Source organism: Micromonospora sp. LH3U1, from assembly GCF_028475105.1.
Lineage (GTDB): Bacteria > Actinomycetota > Actinomycetes > Mycobacteriales > Micromonosporaceae > Micromonospora.
This window is the reverse complement of record NZ_CP116936.1, coordinates 2700217-2722500: the sequence shown is the minus strand read 5'-3', so window position 1 is coordinate 2722500 and position 22284 is coordinate 2700217. Positions and strand designations below refer to the sequence as shown.

16 protein-coding genes and 3 rRNA genes are annotated in these 22284 nt (G+C 68.7%); 6 read left to right on the top strand and 13 right to left on the bottom strand.

Annotation, left to right across the window (positions count from 1 at the left end; genetic code table 11):
* Window positions 1–633: 633 nt before the first annotated feature.
* The 4 genes from rrf to tyrS all read right to left on the bottom strand — a co-directional run bounded on the left by rrf (window position 634) and on the right by tyrS (window position 7781).
* Window positions 634–750: ribosomal RNA gene (gene rrf / locus PCA76_RS12390) — 5S ribosomal RNA — on the bottom strand.
* An 88-nt stretch (window positions 751–838) separates the two neighbouring features.
* A 23S ribosomal RNA gene (locus PCA76_RS12385) occupies window positions 839–3948 on the bottom strand.
* Window positions 3949–4328: 380 nt separating this feature from the next.
* Window positions 4329–5843, bottom strand: a 16S ribosomal RNA gene (locus PCA76_RS12380).
* The 16S, 23S and 5S rRNA genes sit together here, the layout of an rRNA operon.
* Before the next feature lie 645 nt (window positions 5844–6488).
* Entirely contained in the window at window positions 6489–7781 is a 1293-nt protein-coding gene (gene tyrS, locus PCA76_RS12375; RefSeq protein WP_272619347.1) for a tyrosine--tRNA ligase, read from the bottom strand.
* A gap of 106 nt (window positions 7782–7887) precedes the next feature.
* Here tyrS and PCA76_RS12370 point away from each other — a divergent pair, with 106 nt between their 5' ends.
* The gene (locus PCA76_RS12370) at window positions 7888–8271 is read left to right on the top strand and encodes a PaaI family thioesterase (protein WP_272619345.1); all 384 of its coding nucleotides are present in this window, start codon (window positions 7888–7890) and stop codon (window positions 8269–8271) included.
* 21 nt (window positions 8272–8292) lie between these two features.
* On the opposite strand, the gene PCA76_RS12365 is transcribed toward PCA76_RS12370, so the two are convergent.
* The 3 genes from PCA76_RS12365 to PCA76_RS12355 all read right to left on the bottom strand — a co-directional run bounded on the left by PCA76_RS12365 (window position 8293) and on the right by PCA76_RS12355 (window position 10934).
* Window positions 8293–9630: a hemolysin family protein gene (locus tag PCA76_RS12365; protein WP_272617719.1), complete on the bottom strand. Its 1338-nt coding sequence runs from the start codon at window positions 9628–9630 to the stop codon at window positions 8293–8295.
* A 152-nt stretch (window positions 9631–9782) separates the two neighbouring features.
* On the bottom strand, window positions 9783–10424 hold the full coding sequence (locus PCA76_RS12360; protein ID WP_272617717.1) for a hypothetical protein: 642 nt from the start codon (window positions 10422–10424) through the stop codon (window positions 9783–9785).
* A gap of 9 nt (window positions 10425–10433) precedes the next feature.
* Entirely contained in the window at window positions 10434–10934 is a 501-nt protein-coding gene (locus PCA76_RS12355; RefSeq protein ID WP_272617715.1) for a GNAT family N-acetyltransferase, read from the bottom strand.
* Window positions 10935–11187: 253 nt separating this feature from the next.
* Between PCA76_RS12355 and PCA76_RS12350 the strand changes: the two genes are divergently transcribed.
* The 3 genes from PCA76_RS12350 to PCA76_RS12340 all read left to right on the top strand — a co-directional run bounded on the left by PCA76_RS12350 (window position 11188) and on the right by PCA76_RS12340 (window position 15784).
* Complete coding sequence (locus PCA76_RS12350; protein WP_272619343.1) at window positions 11188–13797, top strand: cation-translocating P-type ATPase; 2610 nt, start codon at window positions 11188–11190, stop codon at window positions 13795–13797.
* A gap of 50 nt (window positions 13798–13847) precedes the next feature.
* Complete coding sequence (locus PCA76_RS12345; RefSeq protein WP_272617713.1) at window positions 13848–14738, top strand: universal stress protein; 891 nt, start codon at window positions 13848–13850, stop codon at window positions 14736–14738.
* Between the two features lie 167 nt (window positions 14739–14905).
* Entirely contained in the window at window positions 14906–15784 is an 879-nt protein-coding gene (locus tag PCA76_RS12340) for a universal stress protein (RefSeq protein ID WP_272617711.1), read from the top strand.
* Here the strand turns inward: PCA76_RS12340 and PCA76_RS12335 are convergent.
* The 5 genes from PCA76_RS12335 to PCA76_RS12315 form a co-directional block, all read right to left on the bottom strand.
* Window positions 15777–16412 carry an FMN reductase gene (locus tag PCA76_RS12335; protein ID WP_272617709.1) on the bottom strand — a complete coding sequence of 212 codons (636 nt, stop codon included), beginning with the start codon at window positions 16410–16412 and terminating at the stop codon, window positions 15777–15779. The two genes, PCA76_RS12340 and PCA76_RS12335, sit on opposite strands and share 8 nt — an antisense overlap.
* Window positions 16409–17548: an LLM class flavin-dependent oxidoreductase gene (locus PCA76_RS12330; protein ID WP_272617707.1), complete on the bottom strand. Its 1140-nt coding sequence runs from the start codon at window positions 17546–17548 to the stop codon at window positions 16409–16411. Before PCA76_RS12330 ends, PCA76_RS12335 begins: the two co-directional genes overlap by 4 nt.
* A gap of 162 nt (window positions 17549–17710) precedes the next feature.
* Window positions 17711–17986, bottom strand: coding sequence for a ubiquitin-like small modifier protein 1 (locus PCA76_RS12325; protein ID WP_272617705.1), 276 nt, complete (start codon window positions 17984–17986; stop codon window positions 17711–17713).
* A gap of 2 nt (window positions 17987–17988) precedes the next feature.
* A complete protein-coding gene (locus PCA76_RS12320) occupies window positions 17989–19074 on the bottom strand; it encodes a WD40/YVTN/BNR-like repeat-containing protein (protein WP_272617703.1) in 1086 nt (361 codons plus the stop codon).
* Between the two features lie 83 nt (window positions 19075–19157).
* A complete protein-coding gene (locus PCA76_RS12315; protein WP_272617701.1) occupies window positions 19158–19799 on the bottom strand; it encodes a DNA-3-methyladenine glycosylase in 642 nt (213 codons plus the stop codon).
* A gap of 100 nt (window positions 19800–19899) precedes the next feature.
* On the opposite strand from PCA76_RS12315, the gene PCA76_RS12310 reads away from it, so the two are divergent.
* Together PCA76_RS12310 and PCA76_RS12305 are read left to right on the top strand one after the other, a co-directional pair.
* Entirely contained in the window at window positions 19900–20325 is a 426-nt protein-coding gene (locus PCA76_RS12310; RefSeq protein WP_272617699.1) for a DNA-binding protein, read from the top strand.
* A gap of 91 nt (window positions 20326–20416) precedes the next feature.
* The gene (locus tag PCA76_RS12305; RefSeq protein ID WP_272617697.1) at window positions 20417–20770 is read left to right on the top strand and encodes an MmcQ/YjbR family DNA-binding protein; all 354 of its coding nucleotides are present in this window, start codon (window positions 20417–20419) and stop codon (window positions 20768–20770) included.
* Window positions 20771–20813: 43 nt separating this feature from the next.
* Here the strand turns inward: PCA76_RS12305 and argH are convergent, their stop codons facing one another.
* Window positions 20814–22277 carry an argininosuccinate lyase gene (argH, locus tag PCA76_RS12300; RefSeq protein WP_272619341.1) on the bottom strand — a complete coding sequence of 488 codons (1464 nt, stop codon included), beginning with the start codon at window positions 22275–22277 and terminating at the stop codon, window positions 20814–20816.
* Window positions 22278–22284: the final 7 nt, after the last annotated feature.

Here is a 22284-nt window from a genome sequence, read left to right as displayed (position 1 = left end):
GTCCCGGTCGCCACCACGGAAGCCACCTTCACGCGGTGCGCTGGAACGGTCCCGGTCGCCACCACGGAAGCCGCCCTCGCGCGGTGCGCTGGAACGGTCCCGGTCGCCACCACGGAAACCGCCCTCGCGCGGAGCGCTGGAACGGTCCCGGTCGCCACCACGGAAACCGCCCTCACGCGGTGCGCTGGAACGGTCCCGGTCACCACCACGGAAACCGCCCTCACGCGGAGCGCTGGAACGGTCCCGGTCGCCACCACGGAAACCACCCTCACGCGGGGCACCTGAGCGCGAGCCGTCGCGGTCACCACCACGGTAGCCACCCTCGCGGGGGGCGCTGGAGCGCGAGCTGTCCCGGTCACCACCACGGGAACCAGAGTCGCGGCCGCCGGCGTAGCCGCCGCGGGCACCGCCACCGCTGTCACGGTCTCCCCGGTACGGGGGCCGGTCTCCTCGGTCATCGCGGCGCGGGCCGCGGTCGCGTCCGCCCGCGCCGTCAGTACGGTCTTCGTAGCGACGGGGACGGTCTCCGCCCTGCGGTCCTGAACTCACAGGTACATCCTTCCTGATTGCGCCACCAATGGCGCTACGCAGTCGAGGGCCGACCCGGATGGGGCGGCCCTCGACTGGAAGATTGTCCGGCGGCGTCCTACTCTCCCACACCCTCACGAGTGCAGTACCATCGGCGCTGGAGGGCTTAGCTTCCGGGTTCGGAATGTGACCGGGCGTTTCCCCTCCGCCATGACCGCCGTAACTCTATCGACATATCAAACAACACCACACACACAGTGGGTCTGTTGTTCGTTTATCGAGAGTTGCACAGTGGACGCGTAGCAGCTTAGTAGTCAAGTCCTCGGCCTATTAGTACCGGTCAACTGAACCCGTTACCGGGCTTACATTTCCGGCCTATCAACCCAGTCGTCTAGCTGGGGGCCTTACCCCACAAAGTGGGTGGGATACCTCATCTTGAAGCAGGCTTCCCGCTTAGATGCTTTCAGCGGTTATCCCTTCCGAACGTAGCTAACCAGCCGTGCCCTTGGCAGGACAACTGGCACACCAGAGGTTCGTCCGTCCCGGTCCTCTCGTACTAGGGACAGCCCTTCTCAAGTATCCTACGCGCACGGCGGATAGGGACCGAACTGTCTCACGACGTTCTAAACCCAGCTCGCGTACCGCTTTAATGGGCGAACAGCCCAACCCTTGGGACCTGCTACAGCCCCAGGATGCGACGAGCCGACATCGAGGTGCCAAACCATCCCGTCGATATGGACTCTTGGGGAAGATCAGCCTGTTATCCCCGGGGTACCTTTTATCCGTTGAGCGACACCGCTTCCACTCGCAAGTGCCGGATCACTAGTCCCGACTTTCGTCCCTGCTCGACCTGTCAGTCTCACAGTCAAGCTCCCTTGTGTACTTGCACTCAACACCTGATTGCCAACCAGGCTGAGGGAACCTTTGGGCGCCTCCGTTACCTTTTAGGAGGCAACCGCCCCAGTTAAACTACCCACCAGACACTGTCCCTGAACCGGATAACGGTCCGAAGTTAGATACCCAAATCAACCAGAGTGGTATTTCAAGATTGCCTCCACCCATACTGGCGTATGGACTTCACCGGCTCCCACCTATCCTACACAAGCTAATTCGAGTACCAATGTCAAGCTATAGTAAAGGTCCCGGGGTCTTTCCGTCCTGCCGCGCGTAACGAGCATCTTTACTCGTACTGCAATTTCGCCGGGCCTGTGGTTGAGACAGTGGGGAAGTCGTTACGCCATTCGTGCAGGTCGGAACTTACCCGACAAGGAATTTCGCTACCTTAGGATGGTTATAGTTACCACCGCCGTTTACTGGCGCTTAAGTTCTCCGCTTCGCCCCCGAAAGAGCTAACAGGTCCCCTTAACGTTCCAGCACCGGGCAGGCGTCAGTCCATATACATCGAATTACTTCTTCGCATGGACCTGTGTTTTTAGTAAACAGTCGCTTCCCCTGCTCTCTGCGGCCATACAACGCTCCACCCGCGCGGGGCTTCACGTCTCCGGCCCCCCTTCTCCCTAAGTTACGGGGGCAATTTGCCGAGTTCCTTAACCACAGTTCGCCCGATCGCCTCGGTATTCTCTACCTGACCACCTGTGTCGGTTTGGGGTACGGGCCGCTAAGAACTCGCTAGAGGCTTTTCTCGGCAGCATAGGATCACTGACTTCACCTGAATCGGCTCGGCATCACGTCTCAGCCTATATGTGTTGCGGATTTGCCTACAACACGGCCTACACGCTTACCCCGGCACAACCACCGGCCGGGCTCAGCTACCTTCCTGCGTCACCCCATCGCTTGACTACTACCCATCAGGTTCCCACGCTCCCCACCATCCGTCCGAAGACATCAGGCAGCTCGGGTGGTTAGCACAACGAGGTTCATCAGGGACGCTCTTTCGCGGGTACGGGAATATCAACCCGTTGTCCATCGACTACGCCTCTCGGCCTCGCCTTAGGTCCCGACTCACCCAGGGCGGATTAGCCTGGCCCTGGAACCCTTGGTCATCCGGCGGAAGGGTTTCTCACCCTTCTTTCGCTACTCATGCCTGCATTCTCACTCGTGCCGCGTCCACAACTGGGTCACCCCGCTGCTTCACTCGCGGCACGACGCTCCCCTACCCATCCACACACCTGCACAAGGAATCAAGTCCAAGCGAGGTTAAAATGTGAATGCCACAGCTTCGGCGGTGTGCTTGAGCCCCGCTACATTGTCGGCGCGGAACCACTTGACCAGTGAGCTATTACGCACTCTTTAAAGGGTGGCTGCTTCTAAGCCAACCTCCTGGTTGTCTGTGCGACCCCACATCCTTTTCCACTTAGCACACGCTTAGGGGCCTTAGCTGGTGATCTGGGCTGTTTCCCTCTCGACTACGAAGCTTATCCCCCGCAGTCTCACTGCCGCGCTCTCACTTACCGGCATTCGGAGTTTGGCTGATTTCGGTAAGCTTGTGGGCCCCCTAGACCATCCAGTGCTCTACCTCCGGCAAGAAACACGCGACGCTGCACCTAAATGCATTTCGGGGAGAACCAGCTATCACGGAGTTTGATTGGCCTTTCACCCCTAACCACAGGTCATCCCCCAATTTTTCAACATTGGTGGGTTCGGCCCTCCACGCGGTCTTACCCGCGCTTCAGCCTGCCCATGGCTAGATCACTCCGCTTCGGGTCTAGGACACGCGACTGAATCGCCCTATTCAGACTCGCTTTCGCTACGGCTCCCCCACACGGGTTAACCTCGCCACATGCCACTAACTCGCAGGCTCATTCTTCAAAAGGCACGCCGTCACCCCGCAAGGCTCCGACGGATTGTAGGCGAACGGTTTCAGGTACTATTTCACTCCCCTCCCGGGGTACTTTTCACCATTCCCTCACGGTACTTGTCCGCTATCGGTCACCAGGAAGTATTTAGGCTTACCAGGTGGTCCTGGCAGATTCACGGCAGATTTCAGGGGTCCGCCGCTACTCGGGAACACCCACAGAAGGTCAGCAACTTTCACCTACCGGACTTTCACCGTCTACGGTCAGCCATTCCAGACTGTTCGACTAGCCACTAACTTTGTAACTTCTCGAACAAGTGTCAGCTTGTTCAGCAGGGTCCCACAACCCCGACCACGCAACCCCTGACAGGTATCACACGCAGCCGGTTTAGCCTCGATCCGCTTTCGCTCGCCACTACTCACGGAATCACTAAATTGTTTTCTCTTCCTACGGGTACTGAGATGTTTCACTTCCCCGCGTTCCCTCCACACACCCTATGTGTTCAGGTGTGGGTGACACCACATGACTGGTGCCAGGTTTCCCCATTCGGACACCCTGGGATCACAGCTTGGTTGACAGCTCCCCCAGGCCTATCGCGGCCTCCCACGTCCTTCATCGGCTCCTGGTGCCAAGGCATTCACCGTTCGCCCTTGACAACTTGACCACAAAGATGCTCGCGTCCACTGTGCAATTCTCAACAAACGACCAACCCACAACCCGATCCGCCCCACACCAAACCCGACAACCGCCGGCGGTATATGAGGCCAGGCCATGCCTGGCAGACTCCCGAACCCACAGGGCTCGAACCAGTCTCTGAAACAACAACACAATGGTTGTTCCTTCAGGACCCAACAGGGTGCTTAGCGCCTCCACCCAGCCGCACCAGGACCCACCCGTTCCCACCACCCCAAAAGGGTGGCTGTACTAGGAAGTCCCGGCCGTTGCCGAGGAAAAACTTGCCAGTGTCTCCGCCATCTGAGCACCCCGACCCACATTCGCAGGCCGCGGGCTCCATACCGGCTTTCACCGGATGGTGCTCCTTAGAAAGGAGGTGATCCAGCCGCACCTTCCGGTACGGCTACCTTGTTACGACTTCGTCCCAATCGCCAGCCCCACCTTCGACGGCTCCCTCCACAAGGGTTGGGCCACCGGCTTCGGGTGTTGCCGACTTTCGTGACGTGACGGGCGGTGTGTACAAGGCCCGGGAACGTATTCACCGCAGCGTTGCTGATCTGCGATTACTAGCGACTCCGACTTCACGGGGTCGAGTTGCAGACCCCGATCCGAACTGAGACCGGCTTTTTGGGATTCGCTCCACCTCGCGGTATCGCAGCCCATTGTACCGGCCATTGTAGCATGCGTGAAGCCCTGGACATAAGGGGCATGATGACTTGACGTCATCCCCACCTTCCTCCGAGTTGACCCCGGCAGTCTTCGATGAGTCCCCGCCATAACGCGCTGGCAACATCGAACGAGGGTTGCGCTCGTTGCGGGACTTAACCCAACATCTCACGACACGAGCTGACGACAGCCATGCACCACCTGTGACCGCCCCCGAAGGACCTCACATCTCTGTGAGTTTTGCGGCCATGTCAAACCCAGGTAAGGTTCTTCGCGTTGCATCGAATTAATCCGCATGCTCCGCCGCTTGTGCGGGCCCCCGTCAATTCCTTTGAGTTTTAGCCTTGCGGCCGTACTCCCCAGGCGGGGCGCTTAATGCGTTAGCTGCGGCACAGGAAACCGGAGAGGTCCCCCACACCTAGCGCCCAACGTTTACAGCGTGGACTACCAGGGTATCTAATCCTGTTCGCTCCCCACGCTTTCGCTCCTCAGCGTCAGTATCGGCCCAGAGACCCGCCTTCGCCACCGGTGTTCCTCCTGATATCTGCGCATTTCACCGCTACACCAGGAATTCCAGTCTCCCCTACCGAACTCTAGCCTGCCCGTATCGACCGCAGGCTTGGGGTTGAGCCCCAAGTTTTCACGGTCGACGCGACAAGCCGCCTACGAGCTCTTTACGCCCAATAAATCCGGACAACGCTCGCACCCTACGTCTTACCGCGGCTGCTGGCACGTAGTTGGCCGGTGCTTCTTCTGCAGGTACCGTCACTCTCGCTTCGTCCCTGCTGAAAGAGGTTTACAACCCGAAGGCCGTCATCCCTCACGCGGCGTCGCTGCATCAGGCTTCCGCCCATTGTGCAATATTCCCCACTGCTGCCTCCCGTAGGAGTCTGGGCCGTGTCTCAGTCCCAGTGTGGCCGGTCGCCCTCTCAGGCCGGCTACCCGTCGTCGCCTTGGTAGGCCATTACCCCACCAACAAGCTGATAGGCCGCGAGCCCATCCTAGGCCGAAAAACTTTCCACCCAACCTCATGCGAGACCAAGTAATATTCGGTATTAGCCCCCGTTTCCGAGGGTTATCCCAAAGCCTAGGGCAGGTTGCTCACGTGTTACTCACCCGTTCGCCGCTCGAGTACCCCGAAGGGCCTTTCCGCTCGACTTGCATGTGTTAAGCACGCCGCCAGCGTTCGTCCTGAGCCAGGATCAAACTCTCCAACAAAAAATTAGTTGAACAGCATCCTGACAACAAACAAATGTTGCCAAAGGAATCCCAACCAGCCAGACAAAAGCCTGACCAGTCCGGGGTATAAATCATAATTGGCACTGGCTTTTAAAGCACCCTGTTGAGTTCTCAAAGAACAACCACACACCGATCAACAAGCCCCACTCCGTGGGGCCCCATCCCGGGGCTTATTTGTTAAGCGTTCCAGCGCTTTCCAGCGCCAGGCACTTTTACTACGTTACCCACTGGTTTCCGCCGTGTCAAACCGGTGTTTCGCGGTTCGTCGTGCTTCACCCCATGTTGCGGGCACCATGTCGTGACCGGCTTGCGCCGCCCTCGTCACGGATTCGGCAGGCCGGCCGTCGCGATTTCCCGCGACCCGCCCGGTGCCCTGCCAGTTGCTAACCTTACCCGGTCGGTTTCGCCGCACCAAATCCGCCTCGCGGCGTTTCTGGCGGCACCTCCCGGTCCGGGATCCGGCGGGCGTGCCCGCCCGGCCCCGCGGCCGTTGGCCGGCGCTCCGGCCGTTTCAGGCTTTCGCCTGTTTCGTCCGTTCCGCGCTGGCAGAGAGAAAGTTACGCGTCCGGCGGGATGATCGTCAAATCCGCCGGACGCGTCCCCCGTCACATCGTCGACAGGCGGCTATTCCCCCAGCTCAACGCCAGCGAACGAGCGTTTTCCGCGACGCAGCACCAGGTATCGCCCATGCAGAAGGTCGGCCGGAGAGACCCCGGCGTCCACCTCGGTCACCCGGTTGTTGTTGACGTAGGCGCCGCCCTCGGCGATCACCCGACGAGCCTCCTTGAGACCACTCACGAGCCCGGAGTCCCGCAGCAGGCCCGCCACATCCGGCAATTCGCCGGAGAGGCGCACCAGACCGGCCTCGGCCAGCGCCGCGCGCAGCGTCTCCGGGGCCAGGTCGTCCAGTGATCCACGGCCGAAGAGCGCCTGACTGGCGGCGATCGCCTGTCGGGTCTCCTCGGGGCCGTGCACCAGGGTGGTCAGCTCCTCGGCGAGCGCCCGCTGTGCCAGACGGGCCGCAGGCCGCTCGGCGGTCGCCTTCGCCAGGTCCTCCAGCTCGTCGCGCGTACGGAAGCTGAAGTAGCGCAGGTACCGGTCGACCTCTCGGTCGTCGACGTTGAGCCAGAACTGGTAGAACGCGTACGGGCTGGTCATCGTCGGGTCGAGCCAGACGGCGCCACCCTCGGTCTTGCCGAACTTCGTGCCGTCGGACTTGGTGACGAGCGGTGTGGTGAACGCCTGCACCGGCCCCGCGCCCCGCCGGCGTACGTAGTCGACGCCCGCGGTGATGTTTCCCCACTGATCGGACCCGCCGAACTGAAGCTGGCAGCCGTGTCGGCGGTGCAGCTCGAAGAAGTCGTTGGCCTGCAGCAGTTGGTAGCTGAACTCGGTGAAGCTGATGCCCGTCTCCAACCGGGCGCGCACCACCTCCCGCGCGAGCATCTTGTTGACCGGGAAGTGCTTGCCCACGTCGCGGAGGAACTCGACCACCGACATCTCGCCGGTCCAGTCCAGGTTGTTGACCAGTTGTGCCGCGTTCTCGCCGGTGTACGACACGAACGGCGCCAACTGGTCGCGGATCCCCTCGACCCAGCCGGCGATCACCTCGGGCGGGTTGAGTGTCCGCTCGGCGCTCTCCTTCGGGTCACCGATCTGGCCGGTCGCCCCGCCCACCAGCAGCAACGGGCGGTGACCCGCGAGTTGCAGCCGGCGGGCCGTGATGACCTGCATGAGCGAGCCGACGTGCAGGCTCTGCGCGGTGGGGTCGAAGCCCACGTAGTAGGTGGCGGCGCTCCCACCGTCGAGCAGCTCGCGCAGCTCGTCGAGGCCGGTCGAGTCCTGGATCAGGCCACGCCAGAGCAGGTCGTCGGTCAGGGAGGCCCGCCCGGGGGGCGGGAGGCTGCTGTCGGTCACGGTCACCGATTCTCCCCCATCGCCGGCACGGACCCGTACCGGGTTTCGCGCAACCCGCCCCGGTTAGGCTTGCGCCCCGTTGATCGAGGAGGCGTTTGCCGTGGAGATGCCGGACCTGACGGGTGGTTTCGTCGCCCTGCTCGGCCTGAAGTTCGAGGAGGCGTCCGCCGACCGGGTGGTCATCAGCTGGCGCGTCCGACCGGAGTTGCACCAGCCGTTCGGCATCCAGCACGGCGGGGTGTACTGCTCCGTGGTGGAGACCGCGGCCAGCGTGGGTGGTTCGCTCTGGCTGGCCGACCGGGGCACGGTGGTCGGGGTGTCGAACCAGACCGACTTCCTGCGGGCCGTGCGGGACGGCGAGCTGACCGCGGTCGGCACGCCGGTACACCGGGGCCGCAGTCAGCAGCTCTGGCAGGTGGAGATCACCGACGACGACGAGCGGTTGGTCGCCCGTGGTCAGGTCCGGCTGCAGAACCTCTCACCCGCCTGAGCGGCGCGCGAACCGGACGGCTCAGCTGCGGGCGTCGTCCAGCACCGGCTCCGCGGCCTGATCGGTGTCGGCGTCGGTGTCGGCTTCATCGGGTACGCGGGTGAGCCGTACCTGGGTGATCGCCCGGTGGTCGATGCCGGTCACGACCAACGACCAGCCGTCCAGCGTGACGTCCTCACCAACGACGGTGGGGATGTGCCCGAGTCGGGCCAGCACCAGCCCGGCGACGGTGGTGTAGTCACCGGTCGGACGTGACGGCAGCTCGACGCCGATGTCCGTTAGGTCGTGCACCGGGAAGGTGCCCGGTAGCAGCAGGGCGCCGTCGGGGTCGTGGCGCACCGACGACACGTCCCGGTCGGTCTCGTCGTAGATCTCTCCGACGATCTCCTCCAGGATGTCCTCCAGCGTGACGATGCCGTCGACGGCGCCGCGCTCGTCCACGACGAGCGCGATGTGCTGGCGCTCGGCTTTGAACTGTCGCAGCGCGTCCACCACGGGCAGCGAGTCGGGCAGCAGCATCGGGGGCCGGCCGATCTCGTCGACCGGGCGGTCGTCGGGCACCCCCACCAGGTCGCGCAGGTGGATCACGCCGACGGTGTCGTCCAGACCGCCGTGGCGCACCACCGGAGCGCGGGAGTGCCCGGTGGCGGCCAGCACGAGCCGCGCGGCCTCCGCGGTGGTCCCGCTGTCGAGCGTGAAGACCTGCAACCGGGGTACGAGGACCGCCCGCAACCGCCGGTCGGCGATCTCCACCGCGCCCGCGATGATGATGCGCTGCTCCTTGGTGAAGCCGTGGTTGCCGGCGACGATGTCGCGCAGCTCGTCGGGGCCGATCTCCTCCGGCTGGTGCTTGGGGTTCAGCCCGACGAGGCGGACCACCAGGTCGCTGGTGGTGCCGAGCGCCCAGACGGCCGGCCGGGTGAACGTGGCGAGCAGGTCGAGTGGGCGGGCCACCAGCAGCGCCCACCGCTCGGCGGACTGCATGGCGATCCGCTTGGGCGCCAGCTCGCCGAAGACCAGGGTGACGAAGGTCAGCGCGAGGGTGACCACCACGATCGCCACTGTCTCGGCGGCGCTGCCGAACATCCCGAGCAGCGGTACGAGGGGCTTGGCCAGTGAGACCGCCGCGGCGGCGGAGGCCAGGAAGCCGGCGAGGGTGATGCCGATCTGGATGGTGGCCAGGAAGCGGTTCGGGTCCTTGGCGAGCCGGGCCAGCACCCGCCCGGCCCGGCTGGTGCGCTCCAACCGCTGGATCTGGCTGTCCCGCAGTGACACCAACGCCATCTCGCTGCCGGCGAAGAGCGCATTGATCACGACCAGGATTCCGACCAGGGCCAGTTGGCTCCCGTAGCTCTGCACGCCCGGTTCGCTCCCTCGTGGTGGTGGCACCAGCCGGTACGCGCGGTGCCCGCCGGTCGGCGAGCCCGCCCGGCGTAGGCGTGTCTTTGCCCCGTCCGGCGCCGGTCGAATCCTGCCCCGGCGACGCTACGCCGAATCGGTCGCCGGTGACGCTACGCCGGATCGACGGCCGGGGACGGTGGCAGGTCGAGGACGTACGAGTCGCCCTCCGGGCGAAAGCCGAGCCGGTGGTAGTAGGGGGCGACCATTCGGGGCGGGCTGACCACCCGGTGGAAGCCCCGTTCGGTGAACAGGTGGCTGCGCCGGTAGACGAACTCGCCCGGGGTGAAGTCACGGAACTTCGGGGTCACGTAGTCCAGGTCGATCTGGGCGACTCCGCGCGCCTCGGCGTGCGACAGGACCACCCCGACCAGCTCGTCGGCCGTGACCACCAGGAACGCGGAGCGTCCCGACGCGTCCGGGTCCCAGTGGAAGTCGGGGTTGAACCGGGCGATGTCGGCGGCGTGCACCCGCAGCGTGTGCGCGAGGAACTGGTCGCCGACACCGACCTCCACCACCTGGTAGGTCTTCTCGTCGTGCCGGGTGGCGAGCATCCCGCGCAGGTACCAGAGGTTGATCACCGTGAGCACGATGTTGAGCCCGACCATGGGCCAGACCTCGATCGCGGTGTTGTAGCCGATCAGCACGAGGCAGCCGACGAGGTTGAGCGCGCGAAGCCGCAGGATGCGCGACTGCAGCAGCGACCAGACCAGCACTGCGGAGCCGGCCCAGCCGACCAGATCCAACCAGTTCACCCCGCGAGACTAGTGCCCACCCAGGTCAGGCCCGTCGGCGGGCAACTCCAGCAGCCACTCCTCCACGTCCTCGCCGCGGCCGTTGGCGTACCCCGAGTCTTCACCGACCACCACGAAGCCGCACTTGCGGAGCACCGCGAGGGAGGCGGCGTTGTCCTTGGCGGCGCGGGCGTGCACCGGTCGGGGCAGCTCGCGCAGCAGGGCGGCGAGGGCTGCCGTGGCGTGGCCCCGGCCCCACCGGGCCGGGTCGATCCAGTAGGTGACCTCGGTGAGGTCGTCGACCGGGAAGGCGGCGACGTGGCCGACCACCTCGCCGTCGACCTCGACGGTGCGGACCAGGTTCGCGGGGTTGGTGAGCACCCGGGCCCAGTGCCGGGCGAACTCGCGGTGGTCGGACGGGTCCTTGGGGCCGAATGCGGCCATCCGGTTGGCCTGCGGGTCCTGCTGGTGCAGGAAGAACTCCACAAGGTCGTCCTCGAGGACCGGGCGCAGGCGCACATCGGAGGTCATCCGACGAGGGTACGCAGCGTGGGACCGGTAGGACAGGTGCTGCTGCCGGCGGGCACGCCGCGGGTCGACCCCTCGCCGAATCAGGCCCGTCCACCGGGGCCATCCGACTCGTCCCTCGTACACGACGTGCGGGTCTTTGGTCCCGGGCCCCACGGGCGCAACGCCTCTGGCCAGGGTGATGGTGCGGCGGGAGGGTGAGATGGGACGGCGTGCCGGTGGCGTGCCGCGCGGGATGGGGAGGTCACTGGTGACGATGACGGGCGGACGAGGCGGGATCCTGGAGGACCCCGTCGACCTGGCGGTGCCGGTCGGGCTCGACGCGGCCGAGGCCGCCGCCAGGCTGCGCGCCACCGGCCCCAACACGGTCGCCCCGCCACCCCGCCGGCACCTGGCCGTACGGGTCCTGCGCCAGCTCACCGACCCGCTGGTGGCGTTGCTGCTCGCCGCGGCGGCGATCACCACGGCGCTCGGCGACTATCCGGACACCGCGGTGATCGTCCTGGTCGTGCTGGTGAACACCGTCATCGGGGTGGTGCAGGAAGTACGCGCCGACCGTGCCATCGCCGCGCTGGACCAGCTCGCCGCGCCTACCGCCCGGGTGGTCCGCGACGGCCGGGAACTGGCACTGCCCGCCGCCGACATCGTCCAGGGTGATCTGGTCCGGGTCGAGGCTGGAGACGTCGTCCCGGCCGACCTGTTACTGATCGAGGCGAGCCGGCTGCACCTGGACGAGTCCGCGCTGACCGGCGAGTCGGTGACGGTGGGACGTACCGCCGGTGAGGAGGCGCTGGCCGGGACGGTCGTCACCACCGGACGGGCGGCCGGCACCGTGCTCCGCACGGGAGCAGCGAGCGCGCTGGGTCGGATCAGCGCCCTGGTGGCGGGCACCCGTCCCACCACCACTCCGTTGCAACGTCGGCTGTCCGCCCTGGGCCGGGTGCTCGGGTTGGTCGCGGTGGCCCTGTCCGGGTTGGTCTTCGCCATCGGCGTGATCGGCGGCCGACCCGTGGTGGACATGGCGATCACGGCGGTGAGCCTGGTGGTCGCCGCGGTGCCCGAGTCGCTGCCGGCGGTGGTGACGCTGGCCCTCGCGCTCGGCGCGCGCCGGATGGCTGCCGCGCGCGCGATCCCCCGCCAACTGCACGCGGTCGAGACGCTCGGCTCGGTCACGGTGATCGCCTCCGACAAGACCGGCACCCTCACCGAGGGCCGGATGGCGGTGCAGCAGGTGGTCACCACCGACGGTGCTCGCTACGGAGTCACCGGCACCGGTTACGCCCCGCACGGCACGGTGCACCAGGATGGGGCGGCGGTGGCCGTACCGGAAGGGCTGCGCCAACTGGCGCGGGCCGGGCTGCTCTGCAACGACGCCGCGCTGTCGCCACCGGACGACGAGCGACCCGACTGGGGCGCCGTCGGTGACCCCCTCGAAGCGGCGCTGGTCGCCTTCGCGGCCCGGTGTGACCTCGACCCGCAGACCACCCGCGCCGCCTGGCCCCGGGTCGCCGAGCACCCCTTCGACCAGGCACAGCGCCGGATGGTCACCGTGCACCGTTCCTGCGATCAGCGCTACCTGGTGGTCTGCAAGGGTGCGCCGGAGAGCGTCCTGGGCGCACCCCTGGTCGACGCCACCGCCGAGGAGATCGCCGAACTGACCAGCACCGCCCACCGGCTGGCCGCCGAAGGGTTGCGGGTGCTCGCCGTCGCCGCCGCCATGGTGGAGACCATGCCCGACCCTGCCGCGCCCACCGGGCTGCGGCCGGTGGGCCTGGTCGCCGTCGGTGACCCGCTACGCGTCGGCGCCCGCCAGATCGCGGACAGCTTCGACACCGCCGGGGTACGGCTGCTGCTGATCACCGGAGACCACCCGGCCACGGCCGCGGCGATCGGCGGTCAGCTCGGCCTCTGGCGCGCCGGCGATCCCCTCGCCAGCGGCGACGACGATCAGACGGCGCACCCGGACACCCGAATCTTCGCCCGGACCCAGCCGGAACAGAAGCTCGACATCATCGCCGGTCTGCAGGCCCGCGGCGAGGTGGTGGCGATGACCGGCGACGGGGTCAACGACGCGCCTGCGCTCCGACGCGCCGACATCGGCGTGGCCATGGGTGGCGGCACCGAGGTCGCCCGGCAGGCAGCCGACCTGGTGCTGGTCGACGACGAGCTGGCCACCGTGGCCACCGCGATCGGCGAGGGCCGCCGGATCTACGACAACATCCGCCGGTTCCTGCGGTACGCCCTCTCCGGTGGCGTGGCGGAGATCATGGTGATGCTGATCGGCCCGCTGTTCGGGTTGGCCGTACCGCTGTTGCCCGCCCAGATCCTCTGGATCAACCTGCTGACCCACGGGGTGCCCGGGGTGGCGCTCGGCGCCGAGCCGGCGGAACCCGGCACCCTGCGGCGCGCGCCGCGCTCGCCCCAGGAGTCGGTGCTCGGCGCCGGGCTCGGTCGGGACGTCCTGCTCACCGGCGCGCTGATCGCCGCCGTGGTGCTCGGCGCCGGGGTGTTCGCCGCCCACCGGGACCTACCCTGGCAGTCGGTGGTCTTCCTGGTGCTCGGGCTCGCCCAGCTCGGCGTGGCACTGGCGGTCCGGGCGCCCCGGCCGGCGGGAGCCCGACACGGCAACCCGGGCCTCCTCGTCGCGGTCGCGGTGTCGGCGCTGCTCCAGGTTGGTGGGGTGTTGCTCGCTCCGCTGCGGGAACTGCTCGGCACCGAGCCGCTGGGGCCGTCCGTGTTGCTGGCCTGCGCGGCGGTCAGCGTCCTGCCCGGCCTGGTGCTGCGGCTGACCCGTCGCCGTCCGACGCCGCCAAACGACCGGGGTGACGGGACCAATGGCCCCCAGTCCCTTACCGTCCGCCCCTGACCCTCCGGCCGGCCCCGCAGGAGGATGAAGACGCAACGAAGGAGGACGTGATGACCAAAAGATCCGGTGCCCCCGTGGTAGTGGCAGTGGACGGTTCGACATCGGCGCTGGAGGCGGTGCGTGTCGCCGCCCGGGAGGCCGCGACGCGGGGCCGCCCGCTGCGGGTGGTGCACGCGTTCATCTGGGCGCTCTACGGCGTGTCGTTGGAGCCGGCGCCGGGCGCTCCCGTCCAGGCCGGGTTCCGGCGCCAGGCGGAGCAGTTGGTCGCCGAGGCGGTGACCGAGGCCGGCAAGGTCGCACCGGAGCTCGCCGTCACCGGCGCGATCGTCGAGGGCGCGCCCACGCCGATGCTGCTGGCCGAAGCCCGGGACGCGGCGCTGCTGGTGCTCGGCAGCCGAGGCCTTGGCGGCTTCGGCGGGCTGCTGATCGGCTCGGTGGCGGTACAGGTCTCCGCCCACGCCGACTGCCCGGTTCTCGTCGTCAAGGGTGAGGCCCGCGCCGACGGGCCGGTCCTGGTCGGGGTCGACGGCTCGGCCCTGTCCGCCCAGGCGCTGGGGTTCGCCTTCGAGGAAGCCTCGCTGCGCGGCACCGATCTGGTGGCCGTGCACGCCTGGATCATCCCGGTCGCGCCGAGCGACCTCCTGCCGGTGGCGTACGACGTGGAAGCGCTCGCCGCCGAGGAGGAGCGGGTGCTCGCCGAGGCGATCGCCGGTTGGTCCGAGCGGTACCCCGACGTGCCGGTGCGGCGCCGCGTGGCGTACGGCGCACCGGCACGGATGCTGGTGGAGGAGTCGGCCACGGCGCAGCTCACCGTGGTCGGTGCGCGGGGCCGGGGCGCGCTGGCCGGCATGCTGCTCGGCTCGGTGAGCCACACGGTGCTGCACCACTCGCACAGCCCGGTGGTGGTCGTTCGGCACCGCCGCGAGGATCGGAAGGACTGACACCTCCTCCCCGTCCGCGCCGGCCGTTCCCCCGGCCGGCGCGGACCCGCGTCCGGTGTCGCGTCGCCCCGCCCGGCAGCGCCGTTCGGTCGGCCCGTGCCGGCGCGTTCGGCGCCGTGGCGGCTGCGCACCGCCGACAATGACCTGACCGACCCAGGGAGTACGCGATGAACCGACCTGTCGTGGTGGGAGTGGACGGATCGCCGTCCAGCCTCGTCGCCGCGGAGCACGCGGCCCGCGCCGCACTGCTCCGGTCCCGGCCGCTGCTCCTGGTGCACGGCTACCTGCATCCGCTCGGCTACGGCGTGCCGCTCAACCCGTACGACGTCGGGGTGCCGGTGCCCTCCGATGAGGCGCTGAAGATGTTGGAACGCACGGCGGCCGACCTGGCCGACCGCTGGCCCGGCCTGGTCGTCGAGGTGCGCCAGGTCGCCGGCGGTCCCGGCATCACCATGATTGAGGAGTCCCGCCGGGCGGAGCTGGTCGTGGTGGGCAGTCGAGGACTGGGCGGATTCGCCGGGCTCCTGCTCGGCTCGGTCGGCGCGCAGGTGGCCGCGCACGCGCACTGCCCGGTGCTGGTGGTCCGCCCGGATGAGCAGCCGATCCCGGTGGACGCCCCGGTGCTGGTCGGCGTCGACGGGTCCGAGTCGTCCCAGCTCGCCGCGCGCTACGGCGCCGACGAGGCGGCGCTGCGGGGCGTGCCGCTGGTGCTGGCGCACATCGGTCCGCTGGACGGCGACCGGACGGTGCCGGAGGAGATCGAGGAGTCGCAGGCCGCGTACCAGGCCGAGGCGGCACGGCTGCTGGCCGACGCCTCCGCCGCAGTCCGCTCCGCGCACCCCGACCTCGTCGTACGGGAGCATCCGGTCCGGGCGGCCGGCGCGGCCCAGGGGCTCATCGTGGCCAGCGGCGCGGCGTCGCTACTGGTCGTGGGCACCCGGGGCCGGGCCGGATTCACCGGTCTGCTGCTCGGATCGGTCAGTCAGGCGGCGATCCAGCACGCGCACTGCCCGGTGCTGGTTGCCCACCCGTACCCGGTCAGCTGACCGGTGCGCCGTCACCTCGGCCGAGCATGTGCAGGAAGTCGGTGGTGAGGGCGAACGGATCGGCAGGGCCGCTGGCCGGTGCCCGCCGCTCGATCTGGTCGGCCAACTCCCCGGCAGCGCGCTGGATCCGACCGCGCAACGCGCCGTCGGCGGTGCCGCCGGACCAGTCCTCCGGGGCGGCGAAGACCGAGGTGGGGACCACCACCGCCCGCAGGTAGCTGAACATCGGGCGGAGGGCGTGCTCCAGGGCGAGTGAGTGCCGGGCGGTGCCGCCGGTGGCCCCGACCAGCACCGGCCGGTCGACCAGCGACTCGGCCTCCAACACGTCGAAGAACGACTTGAACAGCCCGTTGTACGAGGCGTTGAAGATCGGGGTGACGGCGACGATGCCGTCCGCCCCGGTCACCGCGTCGATGGCCTCACGCAGTGCGGTCGGCGGGAACCCGGTGAGCATGTTGTTCACCACGTCGTGGGCGTACTCCCGCAGGTCGACGATGCGCAGCTCCACCTCGGAGCCGCGCCGGACCAGCTCGTCGCGGGTCGCCCCGGCGAGCTGGTCGGCGAGCAGCCGAGTGGACGAGGGTTGGCTCAGCCCCGCCGAGACCACGGCCAGGGTGCGGCGGGTCATCGGGCCACCTCCGGCGCCTTGCCCGTCACGTCGTCGACGGCGTGCACGGTGCTGTCCTTGGCACCACCGGCCGCGGCGACCAGCGAGGCGTGGGTCGGCGCCTCCGGCACGTGCACCGGACGCAACGCGGCGAACTCCTTACGCAGCACCGGCACGACCTCCTCGCCGAGCAGGTCGAGCTGCTCCAGCACGGTCTTCAGGGGCAACCCCGCGTGGTCCAGCAGGAACAGCTGCCGCTGGTAGTCACCGACGTACTCCCGGAAGCCCAGCGTGCGGTCGATGACCTGCTGCGGGCTGCCCACGGTCAGCGGGGTCTCCCGGCTGAACTCCTCCAGCGACGGCCCGTGCCCGTAGACCGGGGCGTTGTCGAAGTACGGCCGGAACTCCCGGACCGCGTCCTGCGAGTTGCGCCGCATGAACACCTGCCCGCCGAGGCCGACGATGGCCTGGTCGGCGGAGCCGTGGCCGTAGTGGGCATACCGCTCGCGGTAGAGCCCGACCATCCGCTGGGTGTGCTCCTTGGGCCAGAAGATGTGGTTGGCGAAGAAGCCGTCGCCGTAGTACGCGGCCTGCTCGGCGATCTCCGGGCTGCGGATCGAGCCGTGCCAGACGAACGGGGGCACGCCGTCGAGCGGGCGCGGCGTCGAGGTGAACGACTGCAACGGGGTGCGGTACTTGCCCTTCCAGTCGACCACGTCCTCGCGCCACAGCCGGTGCAGCAGGTCGTAGTTCTCGATCGCGAGGGGGATGCCGGCGCGAATGTCCTTGCCGAACCACGGGTAGACCGGGCCGGTGTTGCCGCGGCCCATCATGAGGTCCACCCGGCCGTCGGCCAGGTGCTGGAGCATCGCGTAGTCCTCAGCGATCTTCACCGGGTCGTTGGTGGTGATCAGCGTCGTCGCGGTGGACAGCAGCAGCCGCTCGGTGCGCGCCGCGATGTGGCCGAGCATGGTGGTCGGCGACGAGGGCACGAACGGCGGGTTGTGGTGCTCGCCGGCGGCGAAGACGTCCAGACCGACCTCTTCGGCCTTGAGCGCGATGGCGACCATCGCCTTGATCCGCTCATGCTCGGTCGGCTCACGACCGGTGGTCGGGTCGACCGTGACGTCGCCGACGGTAAAGACTCCGAACTGCATGACCAGCTCCTCGCGTGTCAAACCGGGTCTTCCGTGATACCCGGACGCACCTCACAACTTATTTGACGAGTCAACTATTCCGTCGGCGGTACGCCTCGCAGTGGCGCCGGTCACCCCTCAGCACGGACCTTCGGTCGGACAACCATCGGTGCCTGGTGTCGCTCAGCCGCCCGCGACCGACGGCAGCACCTGCACCTCCGCGCCGTCGCCGACCGGGGTGGCCAGACCGCCGGAGTGCCGGCAATCCTCCCCGTCGACGAAGACGTTGACGTAACGGCGCAGCTCTCCGCGTTCGTCGCGGATCCGCCGGGACAACCGCGGATGACTGGCGGACAGCTCGTCGAGGACCGCCCGCAGCGTCCCAGCGGCGGTGACGCTCAGCCGACTGGCACCGCCGGCCTCGCCCCGCAGTGGGCCGGGCAACAGCACGGTGACCACGCTCAGACCGCCGCAGCCCGCACACAGAGCACGTCGGGCAGGTGCGCCGCCACCAAGGACCAGGAGTCGCCCTCGTCGCGGCTGGCGTAGACCTCTCCGGAGCGGGTGCCGAAGTAGACCCCGCCGGGGGTGGCGTCATCGGCGCACATCGCGTCGCGCAGCACCGCCGGATAGAAGGGCCCCTCGGGCAGCCCCACCGACAGCGGCTCCCACTTGCCGCCGGCGTCGGCGGAACGGAACACCCGGCAGCGGTGATCGGTCGGGAACCGCTCGCTGTCGGCCACCAACGGGAAGGTCCACACCATGCCGCCCCGCCCCGGGTGGGCCACCATCGGGAAGCCGAAGTCGCTGGGCAGCCCGTCGGCGATCGAGGACCAGGTGCGGCCGTCATCGTCGGAGCGGTAGACGCCGTGGTGGTTCTGCGCGTACAGCCGCTCGGGGTTGCCGGCGTCCCGGGCGACCTTGTGCACGCACTGGCCGAACTCGGGCCACTCGTCGGGCATGAAGTAGGCGCGGATGCCGGTGTTGCCCGGCGCCCAGCTAGCCCCGGCGTCCTCCGAGCGGTAGACCCCACCGGTGGACATGGCGACCAGCAGCCGGGCCGGATCACGCGGGTGGGGAAGCACGGTGTGCACGGCCTGCCCCCCGAAGCCGGCCTCCCACTCGGGGCGGTGCGGGTGGTCCCACAGTGAACGGACCAGCTCGAAGCTGCGGCCACCGTCGGTCGACTTGAACAGCGCCGACGGCTCCGTGCCGGCCCACACCACGTCCGGCTCGTCGGAACCGGCCGGCATCAACTGCCAGACCCGCCCGAGGGAGACGCCGGTGTCGGCCGGGAACGCGACCGGCGCCTGGTCGGGCTCGTCCCAGGAAGCGCCGAGGTCGTCGCTGGTGGCGACGCTGGGCCCGAAATGCGAGCTGGTCACCCCGGCGAGCAGCCGCGGGGTGGGGCGACGGGTGTCGACCGCGACCGCGTAGACACCGGTCATCGGGAAGTGCGGGCCGGTGATCTCCCAGCTGCGCCGGTCGTCGCCGCTGGTGGCGAGAAACAATCCCTTGGCCGTGCCGATCGCGAGCAGCGTTGCCATGCCGTCCTCCGAATCGTCGATGGGCAGGTGCGGTGATTATGGCCACACCCCCCGACACGTTCGCAGGACACACGCCCGGAGGGTCAGGGCCGGACGCGGGGCACGTGTCGCCGGTACGCACTGACCGCCGGGTCGCCGTCGAGCCAGAACCGCCACGGCAGATCGAGAGCGCCGGTCACACCGACCCGTGGACCGGCGACCACCGCCTCCGGCGGAACCGGCCGCGTCGGCGGGCGCAACCGGACCGGCCCGTCGCCCAGCAGGTACTCGCCGTACACCGCACGGTCGATGCCGAGCGTGGCGCAGAGCCGGGCCGGGCCCCGGGCCAGATCCACGTCCCGGCGTACGGCCGGTCGACGGTCCCGGGCCGCGGCCAGGCCGTCCACCACTTCCCCGGCGCGCACCAGCACCGCGGCAGCCTCACCCTCCACCCCGGTGACCACGTTCATGCACCAGTGCATCCCGTAGGTGAAGTAGACGTAGGCGTGCCCGGCTGGCCCGAACATCACCGCGTTGCGCGGGGTGCGTCCTCGGTGGGCGTGCGAGGCCGGGTCACCGGCCGTGCCGGCGTACGCCTCGACCTCGGTGATCCGGACCGTGACGCCGCCCGCGTGCAGTTGGCAACCCAGCAGCCCGCGCGCGGCCGGCAGCAGCGGCCCGGCGAGCAGGTCCGCCAACTCCTCAAGGCCGGCGTCGGTGGGGCGGTCACCGGGCAACAGGTCCATGACCCGACGGTACCCAGCCGACCCGCGAACCCCACGTGCGGTCACCCCAATGTTTAAACGTCGTGTTGACAACCGAACGTTGATGGGCTGTGCTCGGGGTATGACGACGGACGATCCGTTCACCGCGCCACACCCGGCCCGCGCCCGCGCCCACCGCACCCACGAGGCGCTGCAACGCATCAGTCAGCGGCACGCCGGCACCGACACCCGACGCGGGCGCTGGGCCCACCCGTACGTGCTGGATCCCTGGGAGGCCGTGGCGCTGGTCACCGCGCTGGCCGCGGGCGGAGCCGAGCGGGAACCGGCGGAGGAACCGGTCGACGCCGCCGACCTCACCGCCGCGCTGACCCTGCTGCCGCACGTTCGCGCCGAGCTGGACGCCCTGGAGGCCGGGCTGCTGACACTGGCACGCGACCGTGGGCTGACCTGGCAGGCGATCGCGTACGGGCTGGGCCTGGGCAGCGCGCAGGCGGCCCGGCAACGCTACGAGCGGGTCGCCGCCCGCTCGGCCGAGCAGACCGACTGACCGCCAGCACACGACCAGGCGGGCGGACCGGCACGCCGCGTGCCGGCGCGCGGTTGTCCGGGCACACTGTGCGCACGACGAGGAGGCACCCATGGAGCGCGCGGAGATGCTGGCGTACTGCCTGGCCAAGCCGGGAGCGTGGCTGGACCGGCCGTGGGAGGGCGACGAGGTGGTGAAGGTGGGCAGCCGGATCTTCGCGTTCCTCGGCGACGGCGGGGGGAAGCCGACGGTCGGCATCAAGTGCGGGCCGACCCGGGAGGTGGCCGACGAGTGGCTGCACCGGCACCCCGACGACGCCCGGGTGATGGCCTACATCGGCCGGTCCGGGTGGAACACGCTGCGCCTGGACGGCGGAATCGACGACGAGGAGCTGACCGAGGCGGTCGACGCGTCGTACGACATGGTGGTGGCGAAGCTCCCGAAGCGGGAGCGCCCGACGGCCTGAACCGGCCGTGGCGCCGGCGGCATGCGCCGACGCCACGGTGCGGTCAGCGCGGGACGACCCGCTCGGTGGCCCACTCCCGCCAGCCAACCAGCTGGTCCGCCGCAGCGGCGAGCTGGTCGGCGACCGGGCCAGGGCCGGTGGAGCCGGGGGTGGTTCGGGCCGCGAGGGCCGAACGGACCGAGAGCACGTCGCGCACCGACGGGTCCAGGTGCCCGCTGATCGCGGCCAGGTCGTCGTCGGAGACGTCGTTCAGCTCGCACTCCCGAGCCGCGCAGAGCGCCACCAACCGACCGGTGATCTCGTGCGCGTCACGGAACGGCACGTTGCGCCGGACCAGCCAGTCGGCAACCTCGGTGGCGAGGGAGAACCCGACCGGGGCGGCCGCGACGAGCCGGTCCACCCGAACCGTCATCGTGGAGATCATTCCCGCGAGGGCCGGCAGCAGCAGCTCCAGGGTGTCGACCGCGTCGAAGGCCGGCTCCTTGTCCTCCTGCATGTCCCGGTCGTAGGCCATCGGCAGACCCTTGAGCATGGTGAGCACGGTCATCAGGCCGCCGACCAGACGGCCGGACTTGCCCCGCGCCAACTCGGCGATGTCCGCGTTCTTCTTCTGCGGCATGATCGACGACCCGGTCGCGAAGGAGTCGTCGAGCTCCACCCAACCGAACTCGTGCGAGGTCCAGAGCACCACCTCCTCGCCGAGCCGGGACAGGTGCACCCCGATCAGGGCGGTGGTGAAGAGGAACTCGGCGACGAAGTCCCGGTCGGCGACCGCGTCCATCGAGTTGGCGAACGACGTACGGAAACCCAACTCCTTCGCCACGGCCACCGGGTCCAACGGCAGCCCGGAGCCGGCCAGCGCGCCCGCGCCGAGCGGGCTGATCGCCGCCCGGTGGTCCCAGTCACGCAGCCGCTCCAGGTCACGCAGCAGCGGCTGCACGTGCGCGAGCAACCAGTGCCCGAAGGTGACCGGCTGGGCGTGCTGAAGGTGGGTCATGCCGGGCGCGGCGGTGTCGATGTGTCGCTCGGCCTGCTCGACCAGCGCGTCGGCCAGCTCCACCAGCCGGCTGGCCACGCCCCGGGCGTGGTCACGCAGGTAGAGCCGCAGGTCGGTGGCGACCTGGTCGTTGCGGGACCGGCCGGCCCGCAGCTTGCCACCGAGGCTGCCGAGGCGCTCCAGCAGACCGCGCTCCAGCGCGGTGTGCACGTCCTCGTCGTCGATGGTCGGGCGGAACGCCCCGGAGGCGCAGGCGGCCTCCAGGTCGTCCAACGCGGCCAGAATCCGGCCCAGCTCCTCGGGGTCGAGCAGGCCAGCACCGGCGAGGACCCGGGCGTGCGCCCGGGAGCCAGCGATGTCGTACGGGGCCAGGCGCCAATCGAACTGCACGCTCACCGACAGGCGGGCCAGCGCCTCGGCGGGGCCGCCGGCGAAGCGGCCACCCCACAGGCTCGTCCGGTTGGTGGCTGCGCTGTTCTCGGTCAGGCTCTTGTCGTCCACGCCGCCCATTGTGGCG